12 protein-coding genes and 1 pseudogene are annotated in these 11961 nt (G+C 59.3%); 9 read left to right on the top strand and 4 right to left on the bottom strand.

Annotation, left to right across the window (positions count from 1 at the left end):
* Positions 1 to 40: 40 nt before the first annotated feature.
* Positions 41 to 382 (bottom strand): potassium channel family protein, encoded by a 342-nt coding sequence (locus AC1ROI_RS19385; RefSeq protein ID WP_077749351.1) that lies wholly within the window; start codon positions 380 to 382, stop codon positions 41 to 43.
* Positions 383 to 797: 415 nt separating this feature from the next.
* Here AC1ROI_RS19385 and AC1ROI_RS19380 point away from each other — a divergent pair, with 415 nt between their 5' ends.
* From AC1ROI_RS19380 to AC1ROI_RS19355, 6 genes are all read left to right on the top strand, one after another.
* Complete coding sequence (locus AC1ROI_RS19380; RefSeq protein ID WP_010457990.1) at positions 798 to 1274, top strand: formate dehydrogenase subunit gamma; 477 nt, start codon at positions 798 to 800, stop codon at positions 1272 to 1274.
* Positions 1271 to 2803, top strand: a complete 1533-nt coding sequence (locus tag AC1ROI_RS19375) for a formate dehydrogenase beta subunit (RefSeq protein ID WP_102593561.1) — start codon at positions 1271 to 1273, stop codon at positions 2801 to 2803. Before AC1ROI_RS19380 ends, AC1ROI_RS19375 begins: the two co-directional genes overlap by 4 nt.
* Complete coding sequence (gene fdhF / locus AC1ROI_RS19370) at positions 2800 to 5682, top strand: formate dehydrogenase subunit alpha (protein ID WP_102593560.1); 2883 nt, start codon at positions 2800 to 2802, stop codon at positions 5680 to 5682. The genes AC1ROI_RS19375 and fdhF overlap by 4 nt, the downstream gene beginning before the upstream one ends.
* The gene (locus tag AC1ROI_RS19365) at positions 5679 to 5900 is read left to right on the top strand and encodes a formate dehydrogenase subunit delta (protein WP_010457997.1); all 222 of its coding nucleotides are present in this window, start codon (positions 5679 to 5681) and stop codon (positions 5898 to 5900) included. The genes fdhF and AC1ROI_RS19365 overlap by 4 nt, the downstream gene beginning before the upstream one ends.
* 783 nt (positions 5901 to 6683) lie before the next feature.
* The gene (locus AC1ROI_RS19360) at positions 6684 to 7148 is read left to right on the top strand and encodes a hypothetical protein (protein WP_010458001.1); all 465 of its coding nucleotides are present in this window, start codon (positions 6684 to 6686) and stop codon (positions 7146 to 7148) included.
* Positions 7149 to 7294: 146 nt separating this feature from the next.
* Positions 7295 to 7660 (top strand): hypothetical protein, encoded by a 366-nt coding sequence (locus AC1ROI_RS19355; protein ID WP_010458003.1) that lies wholly within the window; start codon positions 7295 to 7297, stop codon positions 7658 to 7660.
* A 176-nt stretch (positions 7661 to 7836) separates the two neighbouring features.
* On the opposite strand, the pseudogene AC1ROI_RS19350 reads toward AC1ROI_RS19355, so the two are convergent.
* The 3 genes and pseudogenes from AC1ROI_RS19350 to AC1ROI_RS19340 form a co-directional block, all read right to left on the bottom strand.
* A pseudogene (locus tag AC1ROI_RS19350) lies at positions 7837 to 8204 on the bottom strand (PH domain-containing protein).
* Positions 8205 to 8221: 17 nt separating this feature from the next.
* Entirely contained in the window at positions 8222 to 9574 is a 1353-nt protein-coding gene (locus AC1ROI_RS19345; protein WP_102593559.1) for an ATP-binding protein, read from the bottom strand.
* A complete protein-coding gene (locus AC1ROI_RS19340; RefSeq protein ID WP_094470782.1) occupies positions 9571 to 10281 on the bottom strand; it encodes a response regulator in 711 nt (236 codons plus the stop codon). Before AC1ROI_RS19340 ends, AC1ROI_RS19345 begins: the two co-directional genes overlap by 4 nt.
* A 166-nt stretch (positions 10282 to 10447) precedes the next feature.
* Here AC1ROI_RS19340 and AC1ROI_RS19335 point away from each other — a divergent pair, with 166 nt between their 5' ends.
* The 3 genes from AC1ROI_RS19335 (at position 10448) to AC1ROI_RS19325 (ending at position 11960) form a co-directional block, all read left to right on the top strand.
* The gene (locus AC1ROI_RS19335; protein WP_102593558.1) at positions 10448 to 11239 is read left to right on the top strand and encodes an MlaA family lipoprotein; all 792 of its coding nucleotides are present in this window, start codon (positions 10448 to 10450) and stop codon (positions 11237 to 11239) included.
* On the top strand, positions 11229 to 11492 hold the full coding sequence (locus AC1ROI_RS19330; RefSeq protein ID WP_077749358.1) for a hypothetical protein: 264 nt from the start codon (positions 11229 to 11231) through the stop codon (positions 11490 to 11492). The genes AC1ROI_RS19335 and AC1ROI_RS19330 overlap by 11 nt, the downstream gene beginning before the upstream one ends.
* 105 nt (positions 11493 to 11597) lie before the next feature.
* Positions 11598 to 11960, top strand: coding sequence for a hypothetical protein (locus AC1ROI_RS19325; protein ID WP_010458015.1), 363 nt, complete (start codon positions 11598 to 11600; stop codon positions 11958 to 11960).
* Position 11961: the final 1 nt, after the last annotated feature.

Raw genomic sequence — 11961 nt, 5'->3', positions numbered from 1 at the left:
AGGGCTTCATAGCGCATTTCCCACTACGCCGCCACGTCCCCTACTCCAGGTGGTCTGTCGCCCGCACCGCATTTTCAATCGCCCGAATGCTGATCGCCGCAAATATTGCCGTCATCAGCACCCCGTTAAACCCCAGCAAAACCGCCAGCACCCGCGAGACGGCCAGTTTCGGGACGAGATCGCCATAACCGATGGTCAGGCCGGTCACGAACGCGAAGTAGATACCGTCAAAAGGACCCCATCCTTCCAGATAGCTGATGATCAGACCGAACAGCACGATCAAAAACAGCAGGATGGAAAAAATCGGCCAGACAACGCGAAAGTAGAACCTGACGGCTTTATAGAATTCTCGACGGACGTGTGCTGCATGAGCGATGTTCATGTTATGGGCCCTTTGGGGGTTTGCCGGACCGGCAATTGAATGCTCGGCGCTTCAACACCCTTCAGCTTGGCACAAGCGAGGTGGATCGCCCGCTCATCGTACTCAAGGCGTATCTGAAAGATATTCGGTGAGCAAACGCTTGGCTTTGTGCTCTTCTAGACTTACTGGAGAGTCGTAGGCAGAACCGAACACGTCGCTTTGGTGCAGTTCGATCAATAGCAGCGTGGCAAGCTGCCCTTTATGCCCAATAGAGGTGCGGCGAAGACCGTATCGGGCACAACAAGATGCCCGCTCAGGGTGCCCTGGCCAACGGCCTGACAATGCCACGATACCGTGACGTGGTGTGAATGCCGCAGCCGACACTTTCGGACGACCGACAACCGCCTGGTTTGTCCGTGACCGTGAGGAATGCTGTATGCCTGATGAGATGTTGCAATTGCCTATGGTCAACAGCGTGCTGGAGCGCCACAAGGGCTCTGCGGGTGCACTGTTGCCCATCCTTCATGAGATTCAGGCCGGTATCGGTTACATCCCCGATGCCGCCATCCCCGAGATTGCCCACGCGCTCAACCAGAGTCAGGCCGAGGTTCGCGGGGTGATCAGCTTTTACCATGACTTCCGTACCGCGCCGCCGGCCCGGCATATCCTGCGGTTGTGCCGGGCGGAGTCGTGCAAGAGTCGTGGCGCCGAGCAGCTTGCCGCGCAGTTGCGTGATCGTCTGCAACTGGACGATCACGGCAGCAGCGCCGACGGCAGCATCAGTTTGCGTCCGGTGTATTGCCTCGGTGCCTGCGCCTGCTCACCCGCTCTGGAATTGGATGGTCAGGTGCATGCGCGGCTCAGCGCCGAGCGTCTCGATGCTTTGCTCGACGCTTGCCGGGAGGACGCATGAGCCTCTATCTCCCCTGTGATTCTCTTGCCCGTGCCGTGGGTGCCGATGCAGTGGCGTCTGCCCTTGCCGGTCAGGACCTGCAACGCACCAGTTCCCGTGGTCTTTACTGGCTTGAGCCGCTGCTGGAAGTGGACACCCCGCAAGGCCGTATCGGCTTCGGCCCGCTGACTGCTAGCGATGTGCCGTCGGTGCTCGATGCGCTGCAAGGCGACCCGTCCTCGCACCCACTGGCCTTGGGTCTGGTGGAAGAATTGCCCTATCTGAAATCTCAACAACGCCTGTTGTTCGCTCGCGCCGGTATTACCCGGCCGCTGTCGCTGGACGATTACCGGGCCCATGGCGGTTTCGAAGGTTTAACGAGAGCCGTGACCGTTGGCGGTGATCAAACCGCAACGGAAGTGTTCGATTCAGGCCTGCGTGGCCGTGGCGGCGCAGCGTTCCCCGCCGGGATCAAGTGGCGCACGGTACGCGCCACCCAGGCGGCGCAGAAATACATTGTGTGCAACGCCGACGAAGGCGACTCTGGCACTTTCGCCGACCGCATGTTGATGGAAGGCGACCCCTTCCTGCTGATCGAAGGCATGGCCATTGCCGGCATCACCGTCGGCGCCAGCTACGGCTACATCTATGTGCGCTCGGAATACCCACAGGCCATCACCACGCTGAACGAGGCGCTGGAGATTGCCCGGTCCAACGGTTACCTGGGGGCCAATGTCGGCGGCAGCGGCTTGGCTTTTGATATGGAAGTGCGTGTCGGGGCCGGCGCTTACATCTGCGGTGAGGAAACCGCGTTGCTGGATTCGCTCGAAGGCAAGCGCGGGGTCGTTCGCGCCAAGCCGCCGATTCCCGCGTTGAAGGGGCTGTTCGGCCTGCCGACGCTGGTGCATAACGTGCTGACCCTGGCCTCGGTGCCGCTGATTCTGGCCAAGGGTGCGCAGTTCTATCGTGATTACGGCATGGGCCGTTCCCTGGGCACGATGCCCTTCCAGTTGGCGGGCAATATTCTTCACGGTGGCCTGGTGGAACGGGCCTTTGGCCTGACCCTGCGCGAACTGGTGGAAGACTACGGCGGTGGCACCGCCAGTGGTCGACCGCTGAAAGCCGCGCAGGTCGGCGGTCCGCTCGGCGCTTGGGTGCCGCCGTCGCAATTCGACACGCCGCTGGATTACGAAGCGTTCGCCGGCATCGGCGCGATGCTCGGTCACGGCGGTGTGGTGGTCGCGGACGACAGCCTGGACATGGCGCAAATGGCGCGTTTCGCCCTGCAGTTCTGCGCCGAGGAATCCTGCGGCAAATGCACGCCCTGCCGTATCGGCTCGACCCGGGGCGTGGAGGTGATCGACCGCCTGTTGGCCGCGCCGGACCAAAGTGGTCGCGATGAGCAGGTCATCATCCTCAAGGACCTGTGCGACACGATGCAATACGGTTCGCTGTGCGCCTTGGGCGGCATGGCCCCCTTTCCGGTGGTCAGCGCCCTCAAGTACTTCCCCGCCGACTTCGGTCTGCAATCTTCGGAGGCCGACCAATGATTACCCTCTTCGACCCGAAAACCGATATTGATCTGGGCACCCCGGCCCGCGACAGCGACGTGCAGATAACCCTGAGCATCGACGGGCGCAGCATCAGCGTGCCCGAAGGCACTTCGGTGATGCGCGCCGCCGCATTGATGGGCACGACCATTCCGAAACTGTGTGCCACCGACAGCCTGGAAGCCTTCGGCTCCTGCCGCATGTGCCTGGTCGAGATCGACGGCATGCGCGGCTATCCCGCGTCTTGCACCACGCCGGTCACCGAAGGCATGACCGTGCACACCCAGACGCCGAAGCTCGCGACCCTGCGTCGCAATGTCATGGAGTTGTACATCTCCGATCACCCGCTGGACTGCCTGACCTGTTCGGCCAACGGCAACTGCGAGCTGCAAACCGTCGCCGGTCAGGTTGGCCTGCGGGAAGTGCGTTACGGCTATGAAGGTGACAACCATCTGGCCGACGTGAAGGACACTTCCAACCCTTACTTCGATTACGACCCGAGCAAGTGCATCGTCTGCAACCGCTGCGTGCGTGCCTGCGAAGAAACCCAAGGCACCTTTGCGTTGACGATTACCGGACGCGGTTTTGAATCCCGAGTGGCGGCGGCCGGTGGCGATAACTTCCTCGACTCCGAATGCGTGTCCTGCGGCGCCTGTGTGCAGGCTTGTCCTACTGCGACGTTGATGGAAAAAAGCGTGGTCGAACTGGGTCAGCCGGAGCACAGCGTGATCACCACCTGCGCCTATTGCGGCGTGGGCTGCTCGTTCCGCGCCGAGATGAAAGGCGACCAGTTGGTGCGCATGGTTCCGGACAAGAACGGCCAGGCCAACCATGGCCACTCGTGCGTCAAAGGACGCTTCGCCTGGGGCTACGCCACCCACCCGGATCGCATCACCAAGCCGATGATCCGTAAACACATCAACGACCCGTGGCAGGAAGTCAGCTGGGATGAAGCGGTGACTTACGCCGCCAGCGAATTCCGTCGGTTGCAGCAAAAGTACGGCCGCGATTCCATTGGTGGCATCACCTCCAGCCGTTGCACCAACGAAGAAACCTACCTGGTGCAAAAACTGGTGCGCGCTGCGTTCGGCAACAACAACGTCGACACCTGTGCGCGGGTCTGCCACTCGCCGACTGGTTATGGGCTGAAACAAACTTTGGGCGAATCCGCCGGCACCCAAAGTTTCGACTCGGTGATGCAGGCCGACGTGATTCTGGTGATGGGCGCCAACCCCAGCGACGCCCACCCGGTGTTCGCCTCCCAACTCAAACGCCGCCTGCGTGAAGGCGCACGCCTGATCGTCATCGACCCACGGCGCATTGATCTGGTGGACGCGGTGCATGCCCGCGCCGAACTGCACCTGGCCCTGCGCCCGGGCACCAACGTCGCCATGCTCAACGCACTGGCTCACGTCATCGTCACCGAAGGCTTGCTCGATCAGGCCTTTATCGACGCCCGTTGCGAGGGCAGCGATTTTGCTCGCTGGAGCGAGTTCGTCAGCCGCGCGGAACACTCGCCGGAAGTGCTCGGCCCGATCTGCGGCGTCGCCGCTGCCGATATCCGCGCCGCCGCTCGCCTGTATGCCGGTGCCGGCAATGCGGCGATCTACTACGGCCTGGGCATCACCGAACACAGCCAGGGCAGCACTGCGGTCATGGGCATCGCCAACCTCGCCATGGCCACCGGCAACATCGGCCGCGAAGGCGTGGGCGTGAACCCGCTGCGTGGGCAGAACAACGTTCAGGGCTCCTGCGACATGGGTTCGTTCCCCCACGAATTGCCCGGTTACCGGCACATCTCCAACGAAGTGGTACGGGCGCAGTTCGAACAGGCCTGGAACGTCACCTTGCAACCCGACCCGGGGCTGCGTATCCCGAATATGTTCGAGTCGGCGCTGGCCGGCAGTTTCAAAGGCCTGTATTGCCAAGGCGAAGACATCGCCCAGAGCGACCCGAACACCCAACACGTCACCGCAGCCCTGTCGGCCATGGAATGCATCGTGGTGCAGGACATTTTCCTCAACGAAACCGCCAGGTTCGCTCATGTATTCCTGCCGGGCAGTTCGTTCCTGGAAAAGGACGGCACCTTCACCAACGCCGAGCGGCGTATCTCGCGGGTGCGCAAGGTCATGGAACCGCTGGGTGGCAAGGCTGACTGGGAAGGCACGGTGGCCCTGGCCAACGCCCTGGGCTACCCGATGAACTACACGCATCCGTCGCAAATCATGGATGAAATCGCCAGCCTGACGCCGACGTTCACCAACGTCAGTTACGCAGCACTGGACAGCCACGGCAGCCTGCAATGGCCGTGCAACGCCGAGGCGCCGGACGGCACGCCGACCATGCACATCGATCAGTTCGTGCGCGGCAAAGGGCGCTTCATGCTCACCGGGTACGTGCCCACCGAGGAGAAGGTCAACAATCGTTATCCGCTGCTGCTGACCACTGGGCGCATCCTCAGTCAGTACAACGTCGGCGCTCAGACACGGCGAACCGAAAACGTCGCCTGGCACGATGAAGACCGCCTGGAAATCCACCCGACCGACGCCGAGAGCCGAGGCATCAACGAAGGCGACTGGGTCGGCATCGGCAGCCGCGCCGGTCAGACCGTACTGCGTGCGCGGGTCACCGAGCGGGTCGCGCCGGGCGTGGTGTACACGACGTTCCACTTCCCGGAATCGGGGGCCAACGTCATCACCACCGACAACTCCGACTGGGCTACCAACTGTCCGGAGTACAAGGTCACCGCCGTGGAAGTCAGCCGCGTCTACCACCCTTCCGAATGGCAAAAACGCTATCAGGCCTTCAGTGATGAACAGGACCGTCTGCTCAAGGAACGCCGGCATGCCCGTGGCGCCAAAGCGGAGGTGCGCCGATGAGTACGGAGAACCTGATCAAGATGGTCAACCAGATCGCCCTGTATTTCGCCACCGAACCGGACCAGCAAGCGGCCGTGCTCGGTGTGCGTAATCACCTGCAGATGTACTGGACGCCGGGCATGCGCAAGGAATTGCTGGCCTGGCAGACGGAACATCACGGGGCGGATTTGCACCCGTTGGCGCAGGCGGCGGTCAGTGGCGCGGGGTGGGAGGCTTAGGTTCACACAAGCTCAAGATCGACCGAAAAACCTGTAGGAGTGAGCCTGCTCGCGATGGCGTCAGATCAGTCAGCAACAATGCTGAATGTACTGACGCCATCGCGAGCAGGCTCGCTCCTACAGGGGTTTTGTGAACTGACTGACATCCGGGATGAACCACGGGTTTTTCGGCGCCTTCGATCACTCAGCTCACAGCAAATGATTGGAAATCAAAGTCGATTACTCGAGCGTGGCGCGCTTCACCCAAGTACAGCGTCGAACGCCCTGGATATTCAGTGAGTGACGAAATGTGGGTTAAGCCGTTTTTCCTGCGTGGGCCGTCGTGGTCACCAGAATCCGCGCCCGCTTCGGACGTAATGGCCATAGGACATTATTTCAATTGCGCCCTCCGTACTGCCTCTGCTAGATTTCTCGACAGGCACGAATCTCAAAATAGTCGCCACTGATCCACGCACTTCGTTAAAAAACCACATAAAGGACTAACAATGGCTCGCAACAAAGCAAGGGACGACAAATTTTTCAATTGCGTACAAGAGTTTGAGGACGACTACGTTTCCAGCCACTACGGGACGAACAAGGGAACAGTAAAATCCTTCCTCAAAGACTCATGCAAAACAGGTGTTATCAATTACAGCACCCATGAGTCAGTCTACAAACTGATTGAGGAAAAACTGGGATACCCGGTTCCATCCTCACCAAAATAAACTTGTAGACATTTTAAAAATCGCACCTATAAAAAACCAAACTGCCAGTTTCAGTTCAATCACGTCAAGGATGAAAACAATGAAAAAGTATCTTCTGCTCGCCGGTGTACTTCTCGCAAGCCAAGCGCATAGCGCGCCAAGCTATGTTGTTGACCTTAAACTCATCACACCGAAGCGAACAACTTCAGACCGGATTGACTCTAACGCTCCGTACTATTCAAAAGAAGGTCAGACGCGTAATTACGTAGAACTTGTTTGCGAAGGGAATAAAAAAATCCTGCGTTCCACACCTGTATTTGATGGAACTACCATAGATGGACTATCAAAAGAAAACGAGCTTTCCATTATCATTGAAAGTTCGACCGTGATCGACAAAAGCGAAGAAATCGGCAAAATTAGCAAGTCCCAATGCATCACTATTCGCCCCGACATAAAAACAAATAAGCTCACCGCAAAAATCCCTTTGACGGCTACTGCAGAGTCTAAAAAGATCGATTTAGGCGACGGCTACAGCATCCAGTATGAAGTACATCAAAAACACTAACCCGGGTTGAATAAGCCCCGAGCTTTCGGGGCTTTCGGGGCTTTCAATGCTCAGTGCTTGGCGGGCGAACAACGCGGCAGCCACTGCATCCCCCTCCAACACAGTGGATCGTTTCCGGGGCAGGTCACCAAGGGATGGAATAAATAATGCTGTTCGACTGGCTGGTTATTTACGCTGCGTGGGCGGGAATGTGGGTTTGGGTGGTGCGCGCTCGCGGCACCATGAATGTGTGGCTTGCCAATCTCGCGGGCTTCGTAGGTGGCTGTATCGTCGCAATGATCGTGGAGTACCTGACTCGCGTCGCCAACGGGGATGCCCCACCGAACGCTCCCTATATGTTGTTCTCGATCATGGCCGCGCTTGGCACGTTAGTCGGAACATGGATGTGGCTCATCGCAAGGCTTCAACAGCCGGAAAACCTGTTCCTGCGCCATCTGTTCGCTGGGGCAGTCAGTCTCGTCACCGGCTCGATTGCGCTCAATTTGGCGTGGACGCATTTGGTTTCCGGATGATGAAGGCGCTGAAAAAGAAAACGGTATGTACAGCGATCATGCGAGCCAGTGCTGATCGACATTTGATGTTGGCTGATCTGCGCTATCGCGAGCAGGCTCGCTCCTACAGGGGGGGTGTGTAACTGACTGACATGCGGGATGAGCCCCGAGTTTTTCGGGGCCTTCGATCACTCAGCTCAGAGCAAATGCTTGGAAATCAGTTTCGAAATTTCCACCATCGATGTCTTCCCGGTGAACTCGAACTTCACCTTCCCCAGCGACGAAAAATAAATCTTCAACTCCGAATCCAGGTCAAACGTCCCCGACGTTTCCACCGAATACGCCACGATGTTTTTGTACGGCAACGAGGTGAAGTCTTTCTTGCTGCCGGTAAGGCCCTGGACGTTGACCGCGATGATCCGCTTGTTGGTAAACACCACGCCATCGCGCATGGATTTGTAGGAGTCGATCACCGTTCCCCGTCCAGTAGCAGCGCGGTGACGCGTTCGGCGTATTCGTCGTTTTGCTTGAGTTTGAAGAAGCCTTTGTTGTTGAAATCAATCATCTGTCATTCCCTGTTTTTCAAATGGACACCTGGGCCGGATGCACGGGCAACACCACCAACGCCTCCAACCCGCCCTTCGACCGATTTCGCAGTTTCAATTCCCCGCCATGCTCCAACACTATCGCCCGCGCCGCCGATAATCCCAAGCCCACACCGCCGGTGCTTTTGTTGCGTGATCCTTCCATGCGAAAGAACGGCACAAACACTTGTTCAAGGCTGGCCTGCGGAATACCCGGCCCGCGATCCAGTACTTTGATCCGCACTTCCCCAGCATCAGCAATCAACTCAATTGCCGGTTCACTGCCGTACTTGATCGCGTTATCCAGCAGATTGGTCATCACCCGCTTAAGCCCCAGCGGCCGCCCGAAATACACCCACCGCGTCGGCCCGACGTAGGCGATCTCAACCCCCTGATCCCGGTAATCATCCAGCAACGTTTGCAGCAACTCGGCCAGATCGAACTGGGTCGCCGGTTCAAGCCGCGCATCATCCCGGAAGAATTCCAGCGCCGAGTTGATCATCGCCTGCATTTCATCCACATCACGAAACAGTCGCTGCTGTTGCTCGCTGTCTTCGATGAATTCCCCGCGCAAACGCATCCGCGTCAGGGGCGCGCGCAGGTCGTGGGAGATGGCGGCGAGCATTTGGGTGCGGTCGCGAATGAAGTGTTGCAGTTGGGCCTGCATGGCGTTGAACGCGAGGATCGCCTGGCGGATTTCCTGAGGGCCTAGCGGTTCGATCGGCGGGGCGCGGAAATCCACGCCGAAACGTCGGGCGCCTTCGGCGAAGTGTTGCAAAGGTGTGGCGAGGCGGCGGGTGGCGATCAGCGCGACCAGGGCGGTGGAGATCAGCACCAGCAGGATGACGATCAGGTAGCGCGGCGCTTCGTCCAGGCCCCAGCTGCGCGAAGGGGCGGAGAACATGACCCAGGTCGCGTCCGGCAGCTGGATCAGCAGCGCATAACGGGCGTCCGCCGAGGGCTCCGTCCAGTCGGCCGGCTCGTAGGTCTGGATTCGTGCGGAAAACTTAAGCAACGGATGCAGGATGGTCGAGCCGATTTCGGAATCCAGGTCTTCCACCGTCGGCAGATTGAGCTCACGTCGATCAAGGTGCCAACTGACGATGAAGCCCTCATCGCTGACGGCGTGCGCCAGTTGGCTGCGCAGCGGCGCCGGGGCGGCCTGGATGATGCGGGTGATGGCGGCCATTTTGTCCGGCAACCCGGTTTCGGTCAGCGGTGGGCGCGCCCACACACCCGCCAGTTGGATAAACAGCCCGTTGAGCGCCAATGAAATCAGCATCGCCAGAATGATGGTCAAGGCGATCCAGCGCGCCACCGTGTCCCGGCGAATCCGCTTCAACCAGCTCATCGCCGGGTCACGCTGGGGGTGAACAGATAACCGCCATTGCGCACCGTACGAATCATCGCCGGGCGTTTGGTGTCGGATTCGAGCTTGCGTCGCAGGCGGCTGACTTGCACATCGATGCTGCGATCAAACGCGTCATGGCAATGCCCCCGCGCCAGGTCCAGCAACTGCTCGCGGGTGAGGATGCGTTGAGGGTGTTCGACGAAGACCAGCAGCAAGTCGAACTCACCGGCCGACAGCGGGATCATCACGTTGTCCGGCGAGCGCAGTTCACGGCGGGTGACGTCGAGGTGCCAGTCGGCGAAGTCGATCAGCGGCCGTGGGCGCTCCTGCACGACCGGCCGGCGTTCGTCCACGCGCCGCAGCACGGCGCGCACCCGGGCCAGCAGCTCGCGGGCGTCGAAAGGTTTGGTCAGGTAATCATCGGCGCCGAGTTCGAGGCCGACGACCCGGTCGCTGAGTTCGCCCATGGCGGTCAGCATGATCACCGGCATCGCGTAGCGAATCCGCAATTGCTGACACAGGATCAATCCGCTGTCCCCCGGCAACATCACGTCAAGAATGATCAGGTCCGGCGGCTGGCGCTCGATGGCCGCCCACAGCGACGCGCCGTCGGTGGCGACCTCGACGCTGTAGCCGTGTTGCACGAAGAATTTTTTCAGCAGATCGAGGACTTCAAGGTCGTCGTCCACAATTAAAAGGCTGTTCACCGAAGGTCACTTAAGGGGCGAATGGAGCCGCCATCTAAAACCATTCACGGCAGCGCGTCATATATTTCAATCCTGCAATAAAGCGTCAGCACCGCAATAAACCAGACATCTTTGTGCAAGGCCTGGGGCTCAGCATCTCGGCGAATTCCTCCCGAGACTTGCGTCCATGTTGCCTTTCAAATGTGCTCCCTGGTTGGTCCGCAACACATCGATGGCCGTGCTGGCCGCCGGGCTGGCGGGTTGCAGCAGCCAACCGCCGGCGTCCGCCACCGTGACGTGTGCCGAAATCAGCTATTCGGTGTACGACCCGGCGGAACCGTTCAACCGCGGTGTCTTTGCCTTCAATCGGGTGGCCGATGACTATGCCCTGGCGCCGGTCGCCCGTGGCTATCGGTACTTGCCGGACTTTTTCCAGACCGGTGTGCACAACTTTGTCGCGAACTTTGGCGAGCCCAAGGTCTTTATCAACGACCTGCTGCAAGGCAACCCGATGCGCTCGGTCAACACGTTGGGACGTTTCGCGCTCAATACCACCGTGGGCGTGGTGGGCTTGATCGATGTGTCCGGCATGGCCGGCATCCCGCGTCACAAAGCAGATTTCGGCCAGACCTTCGGCGTGTGGGGCATCGGCAACGGTCCGATCGTCGAGCTGCCCTTGTTCGGCACCTCGAACAGCCGCGATGCAGCCGGGCGAGTACTGAGTTTTGTGGTCGATCCGTTCGGCAGCAACAGCGATACCGTGGACACGCTGTCCATGATCAACACGGTCGGCGGCATCGTCGATGGTCGAGCCGAAGCATTACCGCTGACCGACAGCCTGCAAAAATTGCCGGATTATTACAGCGCCTTGCGCAACGTGGTCGCCGAGCATCGAGCCGCTTATGTGGAGGATGGCAAACAAGGCTCAGCGCAAACAACCCAACCTCAATGCGAAGGAGTACCGACCGATGGTTTCTGAAAGCAATCATTTAACGCTGCAACAGCGAGTAACCCGGCACGACGCGGTTAATGTGCACTGCCGGGAAATCACCCTGCGCCTGTCACCGGACTGCCGCCAACTGGTGCTCAGCCGCTACACCGAACACTACGGCCCGGCGGTGGTGCGCTGGATCGAGCGCAGTCATACGGTGTCGCTGAGCGAGCTGTTTCGCTGGCTGGTGGCCAATGGGGAAACCAGTGTCATGAGGGGGGACAGCCTTTCGCTGCCTTGATGAATCGCCCGTCTCACTTCAACACCACGCCACTGATTTGCTATCGTGCACGCCATCGCCCCACCTCAAAGAACAATGGACGCCATTGTTACCAAGGAAGAATGAATGGTTCTCGTCGCAATATTGGTGTTCTTGGCTGCGTCAGCGGGGATCTGGTTCTGGATAGTGAGGAACCGTGGCAGCTTGTATCTGTGGTTCGCCAACCTGGCAGGTGCTCTGGCCAGTTTGATTGTCGCGACGATCGTGCTGATGTTCATGAGCCCCGATGAGACAAAAACACGACCCGCTTACTTTCTCTATACGATCATGGCGACCTTTGGCGTCTTCTTCGGAACATGGCTCTTCACAGTCGCCAGGTTCAAGCAGGATGAGTATCCGGTCGGGCGCCATTTGATAGCCGGAGCTTGCAGCCTGGTGACGGCATTCCTGACGTTTGTGATATGCGCAGTGATCATTGATGGCAAATGAG

The organism is Pseudomonas sp. GW823-FHT02C02 (assembly GCF_058797635.1).
This window is presented reverse-complemented; position numbering and strand designations above follow the sequence as displayed.

Bases quoted from the DNA above. Each gene is read 5' to 3' on its own strand.
- AC1ROI_RS19330 (WP_077749358.1), top strand. From the start codon at position 11,229: ATGGTTTCTGAAAGCAATCATTTAACGCTGCAACAGCGAGTAACCCGG.
- AC1ROI_RS19345 (WP_102593559.1), bottom strand. From the start codon at position 9,574: ATGAGCTGGTTGAAGCGGATTCGCCGGGACACGGTGGCGCGCTGGATC.
- AC1ROI_RS19375 (WP_102593561.1), top strand. From the start codon at position 1,271: ATGAGCCTCTATCTCCCCTGTGATTCTCTTGCCCGTGCCGTGGGTGCC.
- AC1ROI_RS19355 (WP_010458003.1), top strand. From the start codon at position 7,295: ATGCTGTTCGACTGGCTGGTTATTTACGCTGCGTGGGCGGGAATGTGG.
- AC1ROI_RS19365 (WP_010457997.1), top strand. From the start codon at position 5,679: ATGAGTACGGAGAACCTGATCAAGATGGTCAACCAGATCGCCCTGTAT.
- AC1ROI_RS19360 (WP_010458001.1), top strand. From the start codon at position 6,684: ATGAAAAAGTATCTTCTGCTCGCCGGTGTACTTCTCGCAAGCCAAGCG.
- AC1ROI_RS19325 (WP_010458015.1), top strand. From the start codon at position 11,598: ATGGTTCTCGTCGCAATATTGGTGTTCTTGGCTGCGTCAGCGGGGATC.
- fdhF (WP_102593560.1), top strand. From the start codon at position 2,800: ATGATTACCCTCTTCGACCCGAAAACCGATATTGATCTGGGCACCCCG.
- AC1ROI_RS19385 (WP_077749351.1), bottom strand. From the start codon at position 382: ATGAACATCGCTCATGCAGCACACGTCCGTCGAGAATTCTATAAAGCC.
- AC1ROI_RS19380 (WP_010457990.1), top strand. From the start codon at position 798: ATGCCTGATGAGATGTTGCAATTGCCTATGGTCAACAGCGTGCTGGAG.
- AC1ROI_RS19335 (WP_102593558.1), top strand. From the start codon at position 10,448: ATGTTGCCTTTCAAATGTGCTCCCTGGTTGGTCCGCAACACATCGATG.